A 21,782-nucleotide genomic window follows, 5' to 3' on the forward strand; every position below is an offset into this window, starting at 1 on the left:
ATGCATGTTTAAAGTACTTATGGCAAACTGATGTCTCAGGCATAGCAGTTGTGACTTATGTGGGTTGTGGTGATTTACATAAGATCATAAATTGCTGTGCCTGTCACGTTTTGGGGATTCGTCAGTCCTGTGGGTTCTGAGTGTAAACAATTCCGTTTAGAGGCGTTGACTCATCATTTAACCCAAAACCTATACGCCCTTCTAATGCAAAGTAACGCGAAAACTGATATCCAAACCGGCCGTAAAGCGTTGTAAACTGTATGCTATCACTCTCGTATACATCTATTTGCGTAGACCCTATCCCTATTCCTTGGTAATAACCATTTACGTGGAGTATGTCTGCTTGGCTCGAAAATGAGTATAAACCTAAAAGTAATGCCCCTAACCTTGTAACTATTTTCATGTTCATTCCTTTAAACCTTTGTAATATTTAATAATGTGATGTTTAACAACAAACTAAGTGTGGCCTGCCTATATAACTTGCTTATACTTTACAGCTTGTAAATATACTGTACCACTTTTGTTAAAAATGAAATGTATTTGAACAATATAAAACAATAGATTACAGAATTTTACACAATAGAAATCCTGTAATAGTAGTGTTTTTAACGAGCAATCAAAACAAAGTACCGCTTAGGTAAGTGTATTGTTCTATACAGCATTCGTTGACTGTTTCACCCGTCAGCCACTACAATACAACATTGAAATTTTTATTATTATTTGAAGGCTTTCCTCCATGGTTTTACCTGATAAATTTATATTCTCGATGAGTCGAGTATCTAAGGTTGTGCCACCTAAGCGCACTATCTTAAAAGATATTTCGTTGCACTTTTTTCCTGGCGCTAAAATTGGTGTGCTTGGTTTAAACGGTTCTGGTAAATCTACGTTACTGCGTATTATGGCCGGTGTTGACCAAGATTTTGAAGGTGATGCACATCCTCAGCCTGGTACTAAAATTGGTTATTTACCGCAAGAACCTGTTTTAGACGAAAGTAAAACAGTACGTGAAACTGTTGAAGAAGCTGTTGGCGAAGTTAAACATGCACTTAAACGTCTTGACGAAGTGTATAACGAATACGCCATGGAAGACGCTGACTTTGACGCACTTGCAAAAGAGCAAGGCGAGCTTGAAGCTGTTATTCAGGCGCACGATGGTCATAACATCGACAACGTTTTAGAACGCGCAGCTGATGCACTTCGCCTGCCAGAGTGGGATGCTAAAATTGAGCACCTTTCAGGTGGTGAGCGTCGCCGTGTTGCTATATGTCGATTATTACTTGAAAAACCAGACATGCTTATCCTTGATGAACCTACTAACCACTTGGATGCTGAGTCGGTTGCATGGTTAGAGCGCTTCTTACACGATTACGAAGGCACTGTTGTGGCTGTAACGCATGACCGTTACTTCCTTGATAATGTAGCTGGTTGGATATTAGAGCTTGACCGTGGTGAAGGTATTCCATGGGAAGGTAACTACTCTTCTTGGCTTGAACAAAAAGATGCGCGCTTACAGCAAGAACAAAAATCTGAAAAAGCACGTCAAAAATCAATTGCGCAAGAACTTGAATGGGTTCGTTCAAACCCTAAAGGTCGTCAAGCTAAGTCAAAAGCACGTATGGCTCAGTTTACTGAAATGCAGCAGTCTGATTACCAAAAACGTAACGAAACTAACGAGATGTTTATCCCACCTGGTCCGCGTTTAGGTGACCAAGTACTTGAAGTAACTAATCTTCGTAAGAGTTTTGGCGATCGAGTTTTAATTGATGACTTAAGCTTTAGCATGCCAAAAGGTGCCATTGTGGGCATTATTGGCGCGAATGGCGCGGGTAAATCAACGCTGTTTAAAATGATAAGCGGTGAGCAAACGCAAGACAGCGGTAACATCAGCGTTGGCGAAACAGTACACCTAGCTACTGTTGATCAGTTCCGCGACGGTATGGACGAAAGCAAAACTGTTTTCCAAGAAATATCAGACGGACAAGACGTACTGAAAATTGGTAACTTTGAGTTCCCAAGCCGAGCATATGTAAGTCGCTTTAACTTTAAAGGTAACGATCAGCAAAAGTTTGTTAAAGACCTATCAGGTGGTGAGCGTAACCGTTTACACCTTGCTAAGTTATTAAAAGCTGGCGGCAATGTGTTACTACTCGATGAGCCAACCAATGACTTGGACGTTGAAACACTACGTGCACTGGAGAACGCTATTTTAGAGTTCCCGGGTTGTGTAATGTGTATCTCGCATGACCGTTGGTTCCTTGACCGTATCGCTACACATATTTTAGATTACCGTGATGAAGGTCAAATTAACTTCTTTGATGGTAACTACACTGAATATGAAGAGTGGCTTAAAAAGACCCTAGGCGCTGAGGCAACTCAACCTAAACGTATTAAGTACAAAAAAATTGGCTAAAAATATTGGTTAATTTTATGTTTGTATAACTTAAGCCCTGCACTTTGCAGGGCTTTTTTATATCACCAGCATTACAGGAGCACATCTTGCTAGCATGTAGAGAATTACCCGCTATGCTTAATTTATTATAAAAACAGTAAGGCTAAATTAGGTTATGCAAAATCGTCGACAGTTTTCTCGTGTGCTATTTTCAACTAACGCTCTGTTATGTTTTGATAGCCAACAGTATCCGTGTAAATTACTCGATCTATCGTTACATGGCGCGTTGGTTACTAATTGTGATGCATTTATTGGCAGCCACAATACGCAAGCAATACTGCGTTTTACATTACCTCAAAGCGATATAGAAATAAAAATGGAAGTAGTGATTTGCCATATTGAAGCCGATCATATTGGTTTAAAATGCCATCACATTGATATAGACAGTATTACTTATTTAAAGCGTTTAATAGAGCTAAACTTAGCCGATGATGAGCTACTGCATCGCGAATTAGCGTCACTTATTAATGACTCACAATAGACTCATTCTCTTAAGTTGATTACCATAGCGCAAACTTTATAAAGCTTGTAAATATGCGCTTAAATCCTCATTTGCCTTTGGTATACCATCCTAACTACTCGTTTAGCTTTGATCCTAAGCATCGCTTTGTAATGAGTAAATTTGCACATTTATATCAACATGTTGCAGAGCTTGGTTTAATCGGCAGTAACCTAGTTGAGCCAATATTAGGCACGCCAGAGCCGCTTGAGCTTGTGCATTGCGATAATTATATCCAAGATTTATGGCACAACCGCTTAGATGAAAAAGCCATGCGTCGCATTGGTCTACCTTGGTCAAAAGAGCTTATGGCACGTACATTTACAGCCCCTCAAGGAACGCTACAGACAGCCCGCTTAGCACTTAAACACGGTATAGCGTGTCATCTTGCTGGTGGTACACATCACGCACATAATGACTTTGGTTCAGGTTTTTGTATGGTTAACGATTTGGCCTTTACCACGCAAACTTTAATTAAATCGGGTGAGGTAACTAACGTACTTATTTTTGATTTAGACGTGCACCAAGGTGATGGCACAGCTGCAATGTTACAGCATCAACCCTATGCGTATACTTGCTCTATCCATTGTGAAAAAAACTTCCCCTTTAGAAAGTCCGCTAGCGATTTAGACATTGGCCTGGCAAATAATATGAAGGACGACGAATACCTTGCCATAGTTAACGAAACACTAAGTTATTTACTTAAAGAGCTAAACCCAAGCTTAGTACTTTACGATGCTGGCGTTGATATTTGGCAAGGTGATGGCTTGGGTAAGTTAGATATTAGCTGGGATGGCATAGCTAAACGTGACCATTTAGTGCTAAAACGCTGCCTTGAACACAATACACCTGTAGCTACTGTGATAGGTGGAGGTTACGATAGAGATCACCTACGCCTCGCTAAACGCCACGCTATTGTTGTTGAACAAGCTGCTGGCTTTTAGTTTGAAATGAAAATGTTAAATTATCGTTCTTGTTTAATATGTAAAATAAAAAAGAGCATATTATGAAACAGCTATTTATTACCATCACGCTAATTTTATTAAGCTTTACAGCTTACGCACAAGATACAAGCTCAGAAGCAACATATCCTAAATTGCCAACATTAAATTTACAAATGGCTGATGGGTCGCCACTCAATACTCAAGATTTATTAGGTCAACCTTACGTTTTACACTTTTGGGCAACATGGTGTCCGTACTGTAAAAAGCTGCAGCCAGCACTTCAAAAAATTGATGATATGGGATTAAAAGTTATTGCCGTGAGCTTTGAAGAAGATGACGATGCTACTCCCGCTAAAGCACTTAGCGAAAGAGGTTATACTTTTAAAACAGCTGTAAAAGCCGATGCAATAGCACAGCAATTAGGTATACGAGGCACACCTACTACATTATTCGTAAATAAAGAAGGCAATGTAATTTGGCTGACTAATACGTCAAACCCAGAAGATCCAAATCTTCATTTAAATGCACGAACATTGTTGCACTCCATAGACATGGCAACTGAGTAACTTATTGCGCTTTTAACTGATTAGGTGTTAAGCCTGTCCAGCGTTTAAAGGCGCGCCGAAAGTTAGGTATATCGTAAAAAGCTAAATGTTCAGCGACTTGTTCGTTATGTTTGGCGCACAGAGTAAGTAGGTAAATAGCTTTGTGCTTATTTTGCTCATCTATTAACGCTGAAAAGCGTACCCCATTGAGTTTGAGTCTGCGCTTAAATGTAGCTGAGCTCATAGCAAAGTGCTTTGCGGTGCACTCTAAATTAGCACTTGGGTGAGAGTATAAGTATCTGCAGACGGCTTCAATAAAAGTCATGCTAACTACGCTTTTATTATGTAGCTGCGACTGCGCTTGCATAAATCGTAATTGACTCGCATGCGGGTTTTTAGCCCTTAACATGGTTTTATTTAATACCCAGCGAGTACATGGCTTATCAAAACTTACCTTTAGCCCTAAATTTTGCTCGTATTCTTGAATATGCCGAGGGCGTTTAAAAGCAAAGTCGAACTGACAATGCGGGTAACTTTCGCTCACTCGTTTAAGTAAACTATAAAATGCAGTGCTGTATATCTCTAGCACATAGTGGTAAAGGCTTTCATCAAACCCATGTGCTGGCTGAATATAAATATAAACATTATCGTTTTTAATATACGTTTGGCTAAACAGCAAAGGCGCTAATTGCATTCTTAAAAGTGATAATTGCTTTAATACTTGAGCTAAATTATCGCTATATTTTAATGCCTGAGCTTCGGCTCGAGTGTCGTTAATAAGTTGGCTACCGAGTAAAAAACCACTGTCAGTACTTTTCATCAACAACTTAAATTGAGCTAATAAACGCACCTGCTGAGACACACTAAATGTATGCTGAAAATTAAGTAAGTCTTGTTCAAAAATACCGGTACCGCGTAGCAGCTTATGTAAATTTATGTTTCGGCTTTGAGCAAGCTCTACAGCTGACGTAATAAGCCCTTGAGCGCTTAAATATTTGTCGTCTTGGCTAACAAACATGTGCACGGTGCGCTACTTTTAGTTGATGCTTTTTTTGTTGTAATTGACTATGCAGTTGGCTTGTTAGTTTACCTGTACTGCTATGCGTATTACCTTGTATTAAGGCGGTAGTGACATATTGAAACTTTGCTTTTTTAGATGCTTCAACTTTAAATGCACAATGCTTTAGAGCTCCTTTAATTTGTGCCATCAACTCTTTAGCTTGCTGCTCTGTGGTGGCTGGCATCAATACCATAAAGCAATCTCCTGCGTAGCGGCACACTACATCACTTAGTCGGCAATTCATTAACAATAGCTCGCTAATTTCACGCAGTAACCGGTCGCCCTCACTAAAGCCAAACTCACTATTAAAATGCGAAAAATCACGAATATCAATAGCCCCAAGCCAGAGTGGTTGTTTGCTCGTAAGTTGCTCTTTAATTGCAGAATCTAGGTACTGCGCCTTATAAAGACCTGTAACTGAACACACCTTATCGTGCTCACGTAAATGCGCTTCACGGCGGCGTAGCTGACGATTTAATACGTACTGCTCTTGATGCCAATAATACAAACCCACACTCGTTAACAACATGCCTAAAGGTGCTGGCAGAGATTCAATCCAGCTGAGCCATTGATGGGCGGGATGCATTAGCCATTCATCAAGTAAATCGAGGGTTGCCGAGAACATAAATAACCCAACACCTATCACTAAGTAAGTGGTTACTTTACCCGGTGGTCTTGAAATTAATAACGCGGCAATCCATACGAGAGTCATTAATACAATACCGCCCTCCCCCATAATATCGAGCCACTGAATACTGGCGTAAGTTTTTAATACACCTAAATAACTACTTAAAAACACAGCGCTAAAAAACATCGCAATAATAGCGTTTATTAATAATCGGTGGCTGATAAAGGGGTTAAATCGCATGTGCGGTATCTCGTTTATAAATGAGTTTTAAAGTTAGTTCATACAAGTTTTTGTTAGCAGGGTCATATTAGCTCAGCTATATGACAACTAAATGATACCTACTTTAAAAACAGCCCTGCACGGTACATAACACCTGACTTTACGAGGAGTGATAAAAGCTCAATACGCTCTAGATATTGCTCAAACACCTCTAAATACCTGTATTTAAACTAAACACTGTCACATTTACGTAATCAAATATCTTTAGCTTGCTCGCCATATCAAGAAACAACCCAGCAATAACCAAGAGCAAATACAATGAAAGACTTTAAAATAAAAGCACTGGTAGCCGCATTAGCCTTATGTAATTTAACGGCTTATGCAGAAGATGATGCAAAAGAAACCACAAAAAAAGATATCGAAGTTTCTGACAAAATTGTTGTATACGGTGAAATTGGCTACAGAAACCGCTCAGACGAACTCGCACCAACCTTAGAATATTCACAAGAGTACTTTCAACGTTTTGAACCATTGACCGCAGGCGATGCATTAAAACGAGTACCCAGTGTTACATTTTTATCGGATGTGCTTGAATCGGATGGTGCACGTATGCGGGGGTTAAGCCCTGCTTATACAAAGGTGCTTATAAACGGTGAAGAAGTACCTGGCGCTGGTGCCGACCGTTCATTTTTTGTTGACCGAATTCCGGCTGAGTTAATTGAACGCGTTGAAATTATTCGCTCATCAAGTGCTAACCGCTCAGCCGATGCTATTGCGGGCACATTAAATATTGTATTGCGCGATGGTTACAGTTTAGATGGCGGTTACTTGCGTGCTGGTGGCTTGCTTTATGACGATGGTGAATTTAAAGAAAGCTTGGCTGCTGTGTACGGTACTGAATTTGCTGGTGGGCGCTTATTACTTGGTGCAAATTTACAAGGCAGATATAACCCAAAACAAAAAACTAGTTTGCGCTACGGCGATAGCCCTGAAAACAATATAAATTTTCAAACAGAAGAGTTTGATAACCGCGAAGACCAATCAGACACTCGCGATGGCGACGACACGTCACTTAACTCCAGCTACGAAATTGTTTTTGACGACGATAGTCAGTTTAATATTAGCGCTATGTGGGTTGATACAGAGCGTACTGAGGATGAACGTTCATTTGAATACAACGACCCAACTGCAACCAATAACGATATTGTAAATGGCGGTAACTTAGAAACAGATAATGCCAATGTTAAATATATTGACCAAACTAATTACAACATCAATACCGCTTATGAATTTCCACTACTAAGCGGCACAAGTAAGTTTAAATTTGGCTTTGCTCGGTTTGAAGAGTCTGTTTATGAGGAAGAAGTAGAACTAGATACGTCTGAGCTGCCAATGGTATTTGAAGAAGAGCAAACTAAAAGTGAAATAGATGATAAAGAATGGACTCTACAGTGGCAACACAGCCAACCTTGGGGTGACAGCAAAGAAATTCAGCTTGGTGCATTTTTACAAAATAAAAAGCGCGATAGCAATATTTTTGAAGCCACAGATGAGCTTGAATTAGCACTTACCAGTTGGGATCAATACGCAGCATCACCTTTAACGCTTGCTGCATTTAATAGCGAGTACGAAGCGATTACTGGTGGTGTAAATACTTTAGAAGAAGATCGCTTTGACTTATTTGCCCTTGTTAAGCACAAAGATGATTTATTTGCTTGGGAGCTGGGCGTTCGCTGGGAGTCTACCGATTCTAAAATTAATGATAAAACAATTGGCGTGACCGAAAATAATAGTTACGACTTTATCCTCCCCTCGGCACACTTTCGTTATAACGTTAGCGAAAATGGGCGTATAAGTGCATCGATTGCGCGTAGTTTACGCCGCCCTGAGTTTGATTTTTTAACGCCGGCACTTATCGAAAAAGAGCTTGGCGATAACGACCAACTAGGGAACCCTGAATTAAAACCAGAATCAGCTTGGGGTATGGACTTAGGCTACGAGTATCGCTTAGGAAAAAGTGGCGTTGTAGGTATTAATTTATTTTATCGCAAAGTAAATGACCTAATAGAAATAGCAAATACAGGACAAGAAGGCTCTGAGGGCGAAGGTACATTTGTACTGCAACCACGCAACACCGGCGATGGTAATGTTAAAGGAGTTGAGCTTGATTTATCTACTCCACTTGGCGCATTTAGCATGCCTAATACGGGTGTATTTTTAAACTACTCATGGCTTGATAGTGAAGTAACCGATTTTTTTGGAACTCGCAAATTTAACGACCAATCAGACTACGTTTATAACGTAGGGTTTATTCAAGACTTACCCGAACTCAAAGCTGCATTTGGCGTAACTTACCGTAAGCAAGGTGATGCCTATGGACGTATTGTAGGTGAAGAAATAACTACATCTTACAGTGCCGACTTTGAAGTGTTTTTAGAAAAACGTTGGGAAGATGTAACGCTACGCTTGGTGGGTTCAAACCTACTTGATGCAAGTAAAGACGAAACCTTTAATAAATTTGATACCGTTGAAGATCAGTTTAGTAGAAGCTTTGATGAGTACGAAATTGAATCTGAAGAAGCGGGACCGGTTTATCAACTTATGCTGCGTTACGCGTTTTAAATAAGTTTATGAGGTAGTGCTAATCACTTTATTTAGCGCTACCAAACATGAGAGAACTATAATGATAAAAAAAACATTACTGCTAATAACACTTGGCTTATGCAGTATACAAAGCGTATTGGCAAACGTAACGTACACCGATGTATTATACGAGCAACAAAAAATTGCCAACTTGACGGTGCTGCCTAAGAGCTTAAATTTTACGGTTATTGGTGATTGGGGACATAACGGGCACTTTTATCAAAAAGACGTAGCACACCAGTTAGAAATAGCGATGTTTCAAACGGATGGTGATTTTACTATTTCAACTGGCGATAACTTTTATCCCAATGGCGTGGCAAGTGTTAACGACCCGCTTTGGCAAAGTGCCTATGAAGATATTTACCATGGTCCACATACATTCGAGCCTTGGTATGTAGTACTGGGTAATCATGATTATTTAGGTAATGCGCAAGCACAACTTGATTACAGTAAAAAAAGTCAGCGCTGGAATTTACCTGCACGCTATTACAGCAAAACCTTTACTTTAAAAGGTGGCGAGCAGATATTAATGGTGTTTTTAGACACTAATACTTTAAATCCTGAATACAAAACACGCGAAAAATACAAAGCAACTCAAGGGCAAAACAGCCAAGCGCAATTAACATGGTTAGATAGCCAACTATCAAATAGCCAGGCACGATGGAAAATAGTGGTTGGTCATCACCCACTTTATAGCAGTGGAAAACGTTACGGACTTACTGAAGGTTTACGTAATTTACTCGAGCCCATATTTGAGCAAAATGGTGTGCAAGCATACATAGCAGGACACGAACATGACCTGCAACATAACCAAATAGATGGCAGTAAACTCGACCACTTTGTATCTGGTGGTGGTAGCGAAGCGCGTTACGTAAAACAACGTGAATTTACGCGTTTTGCAGAAGCTACTCCAGGATTTTTGAGCTTTTCGATTAACAATGAAGCACTAAAAGCAACGGCTATTAACTATAAAGGCGAAGTGCGTTACAGCACTCAAAAGCGCTTTGACCAATAAAGGGTTACAACATGAACTTTAAATTAAAAACATCTATTAGCTTAATTGTAAGTAGCTTAGTGCTTAGTACATTAAGTGCGTGTAGCAATAGTAATATGGCTACAAATACGGCAGTAAAAAACACATCCGATAAAATAGTCATTAATAGTACTGAATTTGGTCCAACAGATAACATGCAAGGCTCACAAGCGGCATGGTTAAATAATAACAATTGGTTGCTAGCAAGCGAAAGCAAAGGCTTAGTGTTAGTTGAAAGTGAAACGCAACAAAGCCGCATTATAAAAAAAGGTAACTTTGAAGCGCTTGCTGTCACTAAGCTAACAGCACACTCATTTTTGGTTGCAACTATTGATAACAATCAAGATAACGTTGTTATATTTAAGCTTGAGCACACTCAAAGTGGCTGGGATACAATTGAACTTACCCGCATTAACCCACCACAAGCACAACCCGATACGGTGTGTTTATTTGCTAATAAAGCGAGTGAATCAATATCGGCATTTGTACCTGATGTACGCGGGCTAATTACCGAAACTATTATTTTTGATACAGCGAATAATAAAGCGGTTAACGTAAATGTACGTGAATTTTCTGGCGTTAGTGAGGCGTCGGGTTGTGCTGTAAGTACAACAACAAATACCTTATATGTAAGTGAAAGCGAAGTAGGCATTTGGGCAATAAACGCGAACGCGGAATCGCAAGCAGATAAAAAACCGATTGCTTTAGTCGCCCCCTTTGGAAAGTTAGACAGTGAACTAGGAGCTATTTCAGCTTCGCAAGATGGTATTATCTGGTTTACTAGTACCAAAAACAATACTGTGTATGCTTATGATCCAATTAGTAAAATGCTTAATAACTGGATGTTAAATGGTGACTTGAGCTTGGAATCGGTAGCGGTAAATTACACAAGTAACAACGCGGCAACGGCAGTGCTGTATAACGACGAAACAGGCGCTTATATTAAAAGTACACTACCTGTAACACCTATCATAAAATCATTAAAAACCAGCCCCCAATCAATTACTCAAATAAAGGCAAGTGCACAAACTGCCCCCGTACAAGCGTTTGGTGATGCAGCAGACGATCCGGCAATTTGGGTTAACCCTAAAGATGCAGCAAACAGCTTAATTTTAGGCACCGATAAACGCCGTGGACTAATGGTATACAGCCTAAATGGCAAGCTTGAACAGTCACTTGAAGTTGGTCGTTTAAATAACGTAGACCTGCGACAAAATAGCACGATTAAAAACAGTACCAATACATTAATAACTGCCAGTAACCGAACGCTTAACGGTATTAGTGTATTTACAGTACAAGCTAATAATAGTGTGAAGTACATTGCTGATATTCCTACCAATCTTGATGAAATTTATGGCTTATGTATGTACTCGTCAAATACGGGGAACTATGTATTTGTAAATGATAAATCGGGGCTATATCAGCAATATAAAATCAGTGAGAATAACGAAAAAATAACAGGCAAACTTGTTCGCGAGTTTAACCTACCAAGCCAACCAGAAGGCTGTAGTGCAGATGATGAACTAGGACAATTATTTGTAGGCGAAGAAGATGCCGGTATTTGGTTTATAGGTGCAGAGCCAACGGCAGGCAGTACACCGGTTATGCTGCAAGGTATAAATGAGCAACTTGTTGATGATGTTGAAGGTATGGAAATTTACCACAGCGACAAAACACGTTATTTAGTTGTTTCGAGCCAAGGTGATAACAGCTACGTACTGTATAAAATAAAGAATGGTACTGCGGGCATTAAAACACCTAGCTTAGAGTTTGCAGGTAAGTTTAGTGTAATAAGTGATTTGGTTAATGGTATTGATGGCTCATCAGAAACCGACGGGTTAACAGTAACATCTAAGTCTCTTCCGGGTTATCCTGAAGGTATTTTAGTTGTACAAGATGGTTATAACCGTATGTCACAGCAGCCTCAAAACTTTAAAATAATAGATTGGCGAGAAGTAAAAAAAGCAATTAAGTAGTGCTTATTTAGTCGCCATTATTTTAATGTCGCTTTGAGATTACCTTGAAATTGTATAAAAGGCTCATTTGAGCCTTTTATACAATGCTTGGCGTTTAAGTATTAAGTGCAATTAACTCAATGTAATGTATATTTTATACTAAAATTTAAGCTCATAAATTAATTGAGATTATAATGCGCCTACTACTTACTTTATTACTAGTTACTTTAAGTGGCTTTGCTGTAGCAGAAGAAGAAAAAACAGAACTACCACCGGTAGACCCCGCTTACAATGCTGAGCATACTATGGCTTTGGTTAATCAAGGCTCATCTATAATTGCGATTAACTTACCTAGTTATAATTCTCCAGATGATGTGCAAGTTGTTTATAAAATAGGAAACCCCGATGTCGCACTCTTAAACTTTGTTAGAAATGCTGAGCTAATCACGGTTAAGCCACAAGCGTTTAATATTCAACATTTAATGCGTGGTGAAGAAATTACGATTATTGCCGATATTTACGAGGGTGATTATCAACAAGGTGGTAGTTTAATTTACTCAAAAAAAGAGCTTGAACTGAGTAAGCAACTGTATGCCAGAGAGCTAAAAGATTTAAGTGAATCATCGCAATGGCAAGATTACGACATGATTAATCTAGGCGGTACTGAGCATATTTATATTCATAAAATTCAACAAGCGCCGAGCTATAACCATCTTATTTTTGTTGATTTAGTTAATGCATGTATGCAAAAGCTTCGTACCTCAAAACGTGTCCCAGCTGAAAATGAGCTTACCTATAAATTTATTAACTGCGGCACGCTTAAACCACTTTATTACAATGCTGATGACTTTAAAAAATAGTTACTTATATTCAGTTATGAGTTTGATCCCTTGCTTCATTGCCTCAACTGATTGCCCTGCAAAGCCTAAGCGAACATAACTATATTGCTTAGGCATTAAACTTCTCACTGAATCAGCAAAGTAAAACTCAGATTCTGCTTGTAAATACACGCTTTTACTTTGCATTGCTTGTTTTATATTACTCGTATTTTTATTTAAGTTAACCCACATTGCCATACCGCCGTCTGGCTTTTTATACTCTATTGGTAGCCCCTGTGATTGCAGCAACGCTAACGTGTTGTCCATTGCTTCATAACGTTGTTTATAGTGTTTAGTCATGCGTTTTAAGTGGCGCTCAAATCCACCTTCTTGCATAAAGTGCGCAACGGCTAGCTGCATAACCACATCATTTTTATGATTCATTAACTGCTTCCATGCGGTTAACTGTGCTAATACTTCAGGAGCTGCACAAATGTAGCCAATTCTAGCGCCTGAGAACATGATTTTAGAAAATGTAGATAAGTAAATAATAATCCCAGCGGGATCGTCCCCAGCCATAGGTTGCAATGGCTGACAGCGATAATGAAACTCGTGATCGTAATCATCTTCAATAATCATTACGCCATACTCATAACATAATTGATAAATTTGCATGCGCCGTGTGGGCGAAAGCGTAACGGTAGTTGGGTATTGATGCAGCGGGGTTAAGTACAGCATTTTTATTGGGTATCGTCTAAGTTGCGCTTTTAAGTCATCAACACATAAACCATATTCATCTTGTTTTATATCTATTAATTGCGCGCCACAAGCAGCAAAGGCTTTGCGTGCTGGTGGGTAGCCTAAAGTCTCAACGGCTAAGAAGTCATCTTTACTTATAAAGGCCTTTGAAATTAAAAACAAAGCTTCTTGTGAGCCATTACATACAAGTAAGTCTGATACTTTTAAACTTCTAGTTTTATGTAAGTAATCACTTATCTGAGTTTTTAGCTCACTCACTCCACCTATATCACCATAATGAAGTTTACTGGTATCTAAATGATTAAATACATGGCTCATAGAGCGTTTAAATTCTTTATAGGGAAAGCTATTTAAATCAGGAAGTCCACCTGCGAAATTATATACGTAGTCTTTTAAATTCATTGCCGGAATAGGCACGGCTAACTCTGTAGCAAATTTATAAGGTTTTGGTGTTAAAACTGGCGTGTGATCACAGTTAGCACTGCTTTGAATTGGTAGTGTTTGAGTGACGCTATACCCAGAGCGTTCATGGGATTCTAGCCATCCTTCGGCTACTAATAACTGCAATGCGTTCATTATTGTATGGCGATTTAACTGATACGTTTGCGCCATAACTCGAGCAGAACTGAGTTTTATACCAGGTGCAATATCTCCCTTTACGATAGAACCACGCAAAGCATCTGCAACTTGTATGTACTTAGCTTTGTTTGAGTCATTAAATTCAATATTAAGCGGTTGCATGTTATCCCTCTATAACTGGTATAGCTAAAAAGCCAATTCTGGTTGTTTTTACCAAACCAAATAAGCGTACATTTGTTGCTCGTAAATAGCAAAGCTTAGAGGCAACATGTTTACTCAACAGATACATAAAACAAATAAGGTAATTTTAGAGCCATTAAATTATGAGCATTTAAAAGGCTTATATAAAGCTGGGCAACATCCAAAAATATGGGAATGGGTATTAAGCAACTATACAAAAACACCCAAACAGTTAAAGGAATGGTTTACCAGCAGTGCACAATTTAATAAAAAAGAACAAATTGTATTTGCCATAGTAGACATAGCCAGCAAAGAGGTTGTAGGCACTACACGACTATTTAGATTAGATACGCATAACTTAAGTGCTGAAATTGGTCATACATTTATAAGCCATCACTGGCAGCAAACTTATATTAATACTCACACTAAATATTTACTGCTTAGCTACGCTTTTGACGCGTTGAATTTAGTGCGAATAACATTTAATACCCACGAAAAAAATCAAAAATCTCGAAATGCAATTACTCGACTAGGCGCCCAATTTGAAGGTATAGCCCATAAAGATAGATTGCTAAGTGATGGAAGTTACAGAAGCACTGCAAAATTTAGCATTATTGACGAACATTGGCAGAGCATTAAGTTGCAGTTAGAGGAGAAGCTTTAATGTACCCACCCACACATTTTCAAGAACATAATATTGAACGTTTGCAAGCATTAGTTGAGCAATTCCCTCTAGCGAGTATTTTAATGCCTTGCTCGCAAAGTGACTTAAATAATATATGCCAAGTGCCTGTATTATATGAGCCCTCACGTAATGTATTTATTGCACACGTAGCAAAACATAACCCGCTAGCGCAATGTGATAAACAGTCAGTAAAATTACTATTTAGTGGCGATAACTGTTATCTATCTCCCTCGTATAGTAATAATAAAACACTGCCGAGCTGGCTTTATTCATCAGTACAAGTAACTGCAAATGTGAATATTATTGAAAGCGATAATGAGAAAGACAAAATAATGCGGCAACTAACGAGCTATTTTGAGCAAGGCTTTACGCCAATTTGGAAGATTACTGACGTGCCCAAAAGCAATCGCCAAGCAATGTATCAACAATTAAGCTTTATAGAATTCACTCCCACTCATTGGAGTGGAAACTTTAAGCTAAGCCAAAATAAATCACCAGAGGTAAGAGCACGAATAAAACAAAGCCTAGAACTTGCCAATAAGCGCTCTATTGCAAAACTATTTTAGGCATAAAAAAAGGCCCTTTCGAGCCTTTGGATTAACTTTGGAATAGTTAAAAATTTTTAAATTAGGTAAGCGTTAATAGCTGTGGAGCAACGCTATGATAGTCAACAGCCATAGCAATGCTTAACGCTGTAATATTAATAATTGAAAATGCGAACACTTTACGTGCCCAGCTACTCATATCAATATTACGACGATAACCGCGCAGCGCCATTAGCAACCACCAAAAGCTGGTAATACAAGCAACAGCCATAAAGGCAGCACCTGTGTAGCCAGTAATTGGTAGCAACATCACCACCAATGCATATACAGCAATGTAAAGTACGATATGGCGCTTTGCTTTATCAATTCCTTGCGCTACAGGTAATACAGGAATACCTGCAGCTTGGTAATCTTTAAAGCGAAAAATAGCAATGGCATATGAATGCGGCATTTGCCACAAGCTAAACATGACTAGCAGTATTAATGCGCCCATATCGAACTGCCCTGTTACGGCGCAGTAACCAACTACTGGCGGTACAGCGCCAGAGAGACTACCTACAAAAGTGCCATATACTGAGTTGCGTTTCATGTAGAGGCTATAAACCCCTACATAAATTACGTAGCCAAAGGCTGCAAAAAATACCGCGGCTTGAGTGGTGTAGGCGATAAGTAAACCAAAGCCCACAACACCCAATAAAATACCGTGACTAAGTGCAGCAAAGGCCGACATTTCGCCCGTTACTGTAACCCGCGTACGAGTACGCGCCATGGCCACATCTATGTCTCTATCTATAACATTATTGATAGCGCAACCTGATGCAACCACTAGCGACAAACCAATTAATGTGGCAATCATTAACCATGGGTCTATATCACCGCGCGAGGCAAGTAAAAACCCGCCCGCTACGCTGATCAAATTGCCCATAATAATACCCGGCTTTGTCACTGATAAATAACGACGAAACATCTTCAACTCCTAGTACATCATCATTGCGTTAGATTCATAAATGATCCAAACAGATAACCCAACAACCATTACGATGATCAGAGCACTGAATAGGAATGAAAAAGTACTTGCACGGCCATCTTCGGTGGTAAAATTAAGGTGTAAAAAGTATTTTAAATGCACCCAAATTTGTACGATTGCTAAAGTAACAATGCTCCAAAGCGTTGTTGCTTTTGAGAAGTCACCTTCCATTACCATGTAAAACGGTATAGCAGTTAAAATTACCGATAGCACAAAGCCAATTAAGTAAGTTTTAACACTGCCATGAGATTCATCATGATGATCACTTTGCGTTTGCTTTAACGCATGCGTTTCGCTGTGGCTCATTACATTGCTCCCATTAAATAAACAACGGTAAATACACAAATCCAGACAATGTCTAAGAAGTGCCAAAATAGGCTTAAGCAGCTTAAACGCGTTACGGTTGCTTTACCTAAGCCGCGTTTAGCAACTTCAATCATCATTATGGTCATCCAAATTAGACCCGCTGTTACATGTAAACCATGTAAGCCAACTAATGAGAAAAACGATGTTAAAAAGGCACTTTGTTGTGGACCATTACCATGCACAATTAGGTGATGAAATTCGTATACTTCCATAGCAATAAACACAGCACCTAAACAAAACGTAACAAATAACCAAGTCAGTGTTAGTGCCTTTTTTTGCCCTTGAGCGGCAATCATGGCAAAACCAAAAGTAATACTACTAATCAGTAGTGCTGCAGTTTCTACTGCTACAAAGTCGAGTTCAAAAATATCTTTACCCGATACGCCACCGGCTGTGTTCATAAATAACACAGCGTAAGTGGCAAAAAACGAGGCAAACAGTAGGCAATCGGTCATTAGGTATAACCAAAAACCAAATACGGTATCACCCGAAGTATCGTGGTGATCATGCGCGTGGGCATGATCATCGTGTGATACAGAGTCTAAATTTGCAGAAAGTGTACTCACGCTTTTAACTCCTTAACGCCACTTGAATTATATGCAGCTTCAATGCGTGCTATTTCATCAGGTTGTATATAGTAATCTACATCGCTGGTGTAACAACGTTTGATAAATATGGCAATTCCGCCTACTAGTCCAACAACAGCTAACCACCAAATATGCCAAATCATTGCAAAACAAAATACTGTTAAACTTGCTGCCATTAACACGCCAGCTGATGTGTTTTTAGGCATATGAATAGGACTGTAGTTTGCTTTATCTTGATATGCTTGACCTTTTTCTTTCATATCGGTCCATGCATCAATATCATCGATATGTGGAATTGTTGCAAAGTTATAAATTTGCGGAGGTGAACTTGTAGCCCACTCAAGTGTGTGGCCGTTCCACGGATCGCCTGTTGTATCGTCAAGCGCTTCACGGTCTCTAAAGCTCACATATAATTGAATTACTTGGCTGATAATACCAAACATAATAATTACAGCACCGCCTGCGGCAATGTATAACCACATGTTCCAATCTGGGTTGTTAGTGTGGTTTAAGCGACGTGTCATACCTAAGAAACCAAGTACGTACAGCGGCATAAATGCTACGAAGAAACCAATAATCCAACACCAAAATGATGCTTTGCCCCATTTTTCATTAAGTTTAAAGCCCATTGCTTTAGGGAACCAAAATACAAAACCGGCCAGGTAACCAAACACAGCACCACCAATAATTGTGTTATGGAAATGTGCAATTAAGAATAAGCTGTTATGCAGTACATAATCGGCGCCAGGAATGGCAAGTAATACACCGGTCATACCGCCTACGGTAAAGGTAACCATAAAGCCAAGAGTCCAAAGTACCGGTACACTTATACGTAAACGACCTCGGTAAATAGTAAATAACCAGTTAAACAACTTAACCCCAGTTGGTACGGCAATAACCATGGTCATTACCCCAAAGAACGCGTTAACGTTAGCGCTTGAGCCCATAGTAAAGAAGTGATGTAACCAAACAATAAAGCCTAAAATTGAGATTGCACCGCTGGCATAAACCATCGATTTGTAACCAAACAAACGTTTACCGGCAAAGGTCGAAATAATTTCAGAAAAAATACCAAACGCTGGTAATACTAATATGTATACCTCAGGATGACCCCATGCCCAAAACAGGTTGATGTACATCATGGCGTTACCGCCCAATTCATTGGTAAAGAAGTGGAAGTCGAGATAACGGTCAAGCGTTAGCATTGCAAGTACAGCAGTTAAAATTGGGAATGATGCTGCAATTAAGATGTTTGCCCATGTACATGCCCATGTAAAAATTGGCATTTTCATTAGGGTCATACCTGGTGCACGCATTTTAAACACGGTTGCTAAAAAGTTTACGGCTGTTAGCAGTGTACCGAGCCCGGATATTTGCAAGGCCCAAATATAATAATCGACCCCCACCCCAGGGCTAAAGGTCAGCTCCGAAAGCGGCGGATATGCCACCCAACCTGTTTTTGCAAACTCACCAAACACAAGTGATAAGTTAATTAAAATTGCACCACTGGCTGTAAACCAAAAACTTAAATTATTTAAAAATGGAAAAGCAACATCGCGAGCACCAATTTGAAGTGGTAATACGATGTTCATTAGACCAATCATAAATGGCATTGCCATAAATATGATCATGATTACGCCGTGGGCAGTAAATATTTGGTCGTAGTGTTCTGGTGGTAAATAACCTGGCGCACCACTGGTAGCAAGTGCCAACTGCGCACGCATCATTATTGCATCAGAAAAACCACGAAACAGCATTATTAGTGCTAAAAGAATATACATTACGCCTAAGCGTTTGTGATCAACAGACGTGATCCAGTCGCGCCAAAGCACGCCCCATTTTTTATACTTTGTAATAAGCCCGGCAATAATAAGCCCAGCTATCGCAATAACCGACATCGTGAACACAAGAATTGGCTCATGAAACGGAATTGCGTCGAGTGAAAGATTACCTAATAACGACATTATTATTCCTCGCCTTGGCTGTGAGATGAAGGCATTGAGTGCTCACTCATTTCATGATGCTTTTTACTCATTTGCCCATGTTCGCCCATTGCATGGTGTTTTTTGTTCATATCGCCATGCGCCTGCATATACTTCATAACAATGGTATGAAATAAGCCGTCATCAACTTTTCCGTAATATGCTACTGGGTTATTTTCACTTGCTTTTGCAAGCTCAACATAATTTGCATGAGTCAGGTTATTAGCGCTTGAATTCGCTTTCACATCACTCACCCACTTATCAAAGTCTGCTTGAGTAGGTGTAGCAATGGCATTAAATTTCATGCCAGTGAAACCTGCGCCGCTGTAATTTGCTGAAAAGCCTTTAAACGTACCTGGCTCATTTGCAATTAAGTGAAGCTTGGTTTCCATCCCAGCCATTGAGTATATTTGACTACCCAATTGCGGAATAAAAAATGAATTCATTGTGCTCTCTGAGGTGATTTTATATTCAACAGGTACATTTGCTGGGAACACTAATTCATTAACCGTAGCAATACCTTGCTCAGGATATATAAATAGCCATTTCCAGTTTAATGAAACCACTTCAACAGTAAGGTGTTCACCTTTACCTTCAATGGGTTTATAGGGGTCTAAGTCTTGGGTAGACTGCCAAGTAATAACACCTAAAATGATTACAATAACAATAGGAACAGCCCAAACAACGGCTTCAATTTTATTTGAATGAGCCCATTTTGGAGCATAAATTTCTTGGTTTTGAGTGTCTCTATATTTCCAAGCGAAATACAAAGTCATCACAATAACGGGAACGACTACAAGCAACATAAGCACGGTTGCGATGATGATTAAATTTTTCTCATCAATGCCTATCTGCCCTTTTGGATCGAGTATCCCGCCTTTACAGCCTGACAACGCCAGCACTGTACTAGCTAAAGCAATATTACAAAGGTTACGAATTAACAAGGGAGTATCCTACAAACCTAGAGTTTCAATTTGCTGCTTAAAATAAAAACCAAAGCAACGATTTTTCAATAAAAACCCAGGTTAACTAGAATTAAATTATAAAAATAAGGGGGCTATTCAAAAAAACCTAAAGCTCATGCCATTAATGACCTAGCAACAAACCCAGCTTTCTAAACGCATTTATATAACGTAATAAAAGTTAACTTGGGTGAGTGGTGGTTGGCTGAAATGTGTTTAAAAAAACACGGAGCTACTTTGTTTTAGCTAACCTTAATTATTTACAGCAAGAACAAATAATTAAAACCAGCAACAAGATGCAGCGTTACAGGCAACCTGTAAAGCTAGGTGGAGCACGACAACCATGTGAAGAGATCACAGGCTGAAGAACTTTAGCCTCGCTAAAAGCAAAGGCTGCTTTACGGAGGATTATGCCAGCACGACGCGCTGGACAAATATGGAACAATAACCAACAAAGGCCAATAAGTAACTGACTTGATATGATCGGATGAGCTAAAAATTGCGCAAGATTAAGTAACAGTGGCTCTACAATAAACCCATCACTTAATAGCGCTTCAAGCTTGAAGGCATCCTCTAGTGCACCGCTTAGCAACATTACAGTATTAAACACTAATAAAGTTATAGCTACACACACGCCCTTGCCTGCTTTATTCAAGCGTTCACACGTCTGCGGCTCGCCAGAGGCAAGTTCCGTAGCTGTATGATGCAAAGAAAGTGTGTTCAAAGACATTAACCTACTAAAATGACTATAACAAAATTAGAGTAATACAGTTTGCAATGGAAAAATTTAAAAAACATTGCTGTTGTAAACCCTAAAACCAGGTGCTAAATACAATCAAATCCAGCTAGCACATATTTACCTAGCGAAAATTGATCCGTATCAACCAAACTTTCAAAACTTACTGAAAGTTCGAACGTGAGTATAACAAAGAGAATTTTCTGTTCAACTAAAAATCAATTAATTTGAGTTAAGCTTTCGAAGCTATTTTGTTAATAAAAAATAACACGATAAAAAACATTTGGTTAGCTAAAATAAAAAACAATTTAAAGAGAAATATTTAATAGGATTATAGGTTTTCAGGAGGGAGTAATAATTGTGTGGCACAAATAAAAACAGCCCAAATTCAGTCACCACCGAACTTGAGCCGCCTTTCACACTGACAACATCTTCACACACAATATAAAGATTCTTGGTTTACACTGCGTGGCAATTGTAGGGAATAAAAACAACTCAAACTCAGTCACCACCGAACTTGAGTTGCCTTTCACACTGACAACATCTTCACACACAATATAAAGATTTTTGGTTTACACTAC

Annotated in this window: 20 protein-coding genes; 10 read left to right on the top strand and 10 right to left on the bottom strand. The window is 39.2% G+C overall.

Features of this window, described 5'->3' with window-relative positions; genetic code table 11:
* Positions 1–121: 121 nt before the first annotated feature.
* Positions 122–403: a hypothetical protein gene (locus H5088_RS18825; RefSeq protein WP_259398145.1), complete on the bottom strand. Its 282-nt coding sequence runs from the start codon at positions 401–403 to the stop codon at positions 122–124.
* A 333-nt stretch (positions 404–736) separates the two neighbouring features.
* Here H5088_RS18825 and ettA point away from each other — a divergent pair, with 333 nt between their 5' ends.
* From ettA to H5088_RS18845, 4 genes are all read left to right on the top strand, one after another.
* Complete coding sequence (gene ettA / locus H5088_RS18830) at positions 737–2,410, top strand: energy-dependent translational throttle protein EttA (RefSeq protein WP_024596550.1); 1,674 nt, start codon at positions 737–739, stop codon at positions 2,408–2,410.
* 154 nt (positions 2,411–2,564) lie between these two features.
* A complete protein-coding gene (locus tag H5088_RS18835) occupies positions 2,565–2,930 on the top strand; it encodes a PilZ domain-containing protein (RefSeq protein WP_002958114.1) in 366 nt (121 codons plus the stop codon).
* A gap of 53 nt (positions 2,931–2,983) precedes the next feature.
* On the top strand, positions 2,984–3,892 hold the full coding sequence (locus H5088_RS18840) for a histone deacetylase (RefSeq protein ID WP_024596551.1): 909 nt from the start codon (positions 2,984–2,986) through the stop codon (positions 3,890–3,892).
* 62 nt (positions 3,893–3,954) lie between these two features.
* Complete coding sequence (locus tag H5088_RS18845) at positions 3,955–4,458, top strand: TlpA disulfide reductase family protein (RefSeq protein WP_024596552.1); 504 nt, start codon at positions 3,955–3,957, stop codon at positions 4,456–4,458.
* A 1-nt stretch (position 4,459) separates the two neighbouring features.
* On the opposite strand, the gene H5088_RS18850 is transcribed toward H5088_RS18845, so the two are convergent.
* Both H5088_RS18850 and H5088_RS18855 read right to left on the bottom strand, forming a co-directional pair.
* Positions 4,460–5,461, bottom strand: coding sequence for an AraC family transcriptional regulator (locus H5088_RS18850; protein WP_024596553.1), 1,002 nt, complete (start codon positions 5,459–5,461; stop codon positions 4,460–4,462).
* Positions 5,445–6,365 (bottom strand): GGDEF domain-containing protein, encoded by a 921-nt coding sequence (locus H5088_RS18855; protein WP_024596554.1) that lies wholly within the window; start codon positions 6,363–6,365, stop codon positions 5,445–5,447. The genes H5088_RS18850 and H5088_RS18855 overlap by 17 nt, the downstream gene beginning before the upstream one ends.
* Positions 6,366–6,662: 297 nt before the next feature.
* Here H5088_RS18855 and H5088_RS18860 point away from each other — a divergent pair, with 297 nt between their 5' ends.
* From H5088_RS18860 to H5088_RS18875, 4 genes are all read left to right on the top strand, one after another.
* A complete protein-coding gene (locus tag H5088_RS18860) occupies positions 6,663–8,966 on the top strand; it encodes a TonB-dependent siderophore receptor (RefSeq protein WP_182754138.1) in 2,304 nt (767 codons plus the stop codon).
* Between the two features lie 61 nt (positions 8,967–9,027).
* Positions 9,028–10,002, top strand: a complete 975-nt coding sequence (locus tag H5088_RS18865) for a metallophosphoesterase (protein ID WP_165723817.1) — start codon at positions 9,028–9,030, stop codon at positions 10,000–10,002.
* Between the two features lie 11 nt (positions 10,003–10,013).
* The gene (locus H5088_RS18870; RefSeq protein ID WP_182754141.1) at positions 10,014–11,996 is read left to right on the top strand and encodes a phytase; all 1,983 of its coding nucleotides are present in this window, start codon (positions 10,014–10,016) and stop codon (positions 11,994–11,996) included.
* Positions 11,997–12,169: 173 nt separating this feature from the next.
* Positions 12,170–12,835: a hypothetical protein gene (locus H5088_RS18875; RefSeq protein ID WP_182754144.1), complete on the top strand. Its 666-nt coding sequence runs from the start codon at positions 12,170–12,172 to the stop codon at positions 12,833–12,835.
* Here the strand turns inward: H5088_RS18875 and H5088_RS18880 are convergent, their stop codons facing one another.
* The gene (locus H5088_RS18880) at positions 12,836–14,293 is read right to left on the bottom strand and encodes a PLP-dependent aminotransferase family protein (protein WP_182695051.1); all 1,458 of its coding nucleotides are present in this window, start codon (positions 14,291–14,293) and stop codon (positions 12,836–12,838) included.
* Between the two features lie 106 nt (positions 14,294–14,399).
* Between H5088_RS18880 and H5088_RS18885 the strand changes: the two genes are divergently transcribed.
* Together H5088_RS18885 and H5088_RS18890 are read left to right on the top strand one after the other, a co-directional pair.
* Positions 14,400–14,975 (top strand): GNAT family N-acetyltransferase, encoded by a 576-nt coding sequence (locus H5088_RS18885; RefSeq protein WP_182754147.1) that lies wholly within the window; start codon positions 14,400–14,402, stop codon positions 14,973–14,975.
* Positions 14,975–15,562: an FMN-binding negative transcriptional regulator gene (locus tag H5088_RS18890; RefSeq protein ID WP_182754150.1), complete on the top strand. Its 588-nt coding sequence runs from the start codon at positions 14,975–14,977 to the stop codon at positions 15,560–15,562. The genes H5088_RS18885 and H5088_RS18890 overlap by 1 nt, the downstream gene beginning before the upstream one ends.
* 61 nt (positions 15,563–15,623) lie before the next feature.
* Here the strand turns inward: H5088_RS18890 and cyoE are convergent, their stop codons facing one another.
* The 6 genes from cyoE to H5088_RS18920 form a co-directional block, all read right to left on the bottom strand.
* Positions 15,624–16,508 carry a heme o synthase gene (cyoE, locus tag H5088_RS18895; RefSeq protein WP_002958102.1) on the bottom strand — a complete coding sequence of 295 codons (885 nt, stop codon included), beginning with the start codon at positions 16,506–16,508 and terminating at the stop codon, positions 15,624–15,626.
* Between the two features lie 9 nt (positions 16,509–16,517).
* Positions 16,518–16,874, bottom strand: a complete 357-nt coding sequence (cyoD, locus tag H5088_RS18900) for a cytochrome o ubiquinol oxidase subunit IV (protein WP_002958101.1) — start codon at positions 16,872–16,874, stop codon at positions 16,518–16,520.
* Positions 16,874–17,500: a cytochrome o ubiquinol oxidase subunit III gene (gene cyoC / locus H5088_RS18905; protein ID WP_182754153.1), complete on the bottom strand. Its 627-nt coding sequence runs from the start codon at positions 17,498–17,500 to the stop codon at positions 16,874–16,876. Before cyoC ends, cyoD begins: the two co-directional genes overlap by 1 nt.
* A complete protein-coding gene (gene cyoB / locus H5088_RS18910) occupies positions 17,497–19,485 on the bottom strand; it encodes a cytochrome o ubiquinol oxidase subunit I (protein WP_024596558.1) in 1,989 nt (662 codons plus the stop codon). Before cyoB ends, cyoC begins: the two co-directional genes overlap by 4 nt.
* A gap of 2 nt (positions 19,486–19,487) precedes the next feature.
* Complete coding sequence (cyoA, locus tag H5088_RS18915; protein WP_039486806.1) at positions 19,488–20,447, bottom strand: ubiquinol oxidase subunit II; 960 nt, start codon at positions 20,445–20,447, stop codon at positions 19,488–19,490.
* Between the two features lie 322 nt (positions 20,448–20,769).
* Positions 20,770–21,189, bottom strand: a complete 420-nt coding sequence (locus H5088_RS18920) for a hypothetical protein (RefSeq protein ID WP_002958097.1) — start codon at positions 21,187–21,189, stop codon at positions 20,770–20,772.
* Positions 21,190–21,782 lie beyond the last annotated feature (593 nt).

Source organism: Pseudoalteromonas sp. SR43-3 (assembly GCF_014163875.1).
GTDB lineage: Bacteria > Pseudomonadota > Gammaproteobacteria > Enterobacterales > Alteromonadaceae > Pseudoalteromonas > Pseudoalteromonas distincta.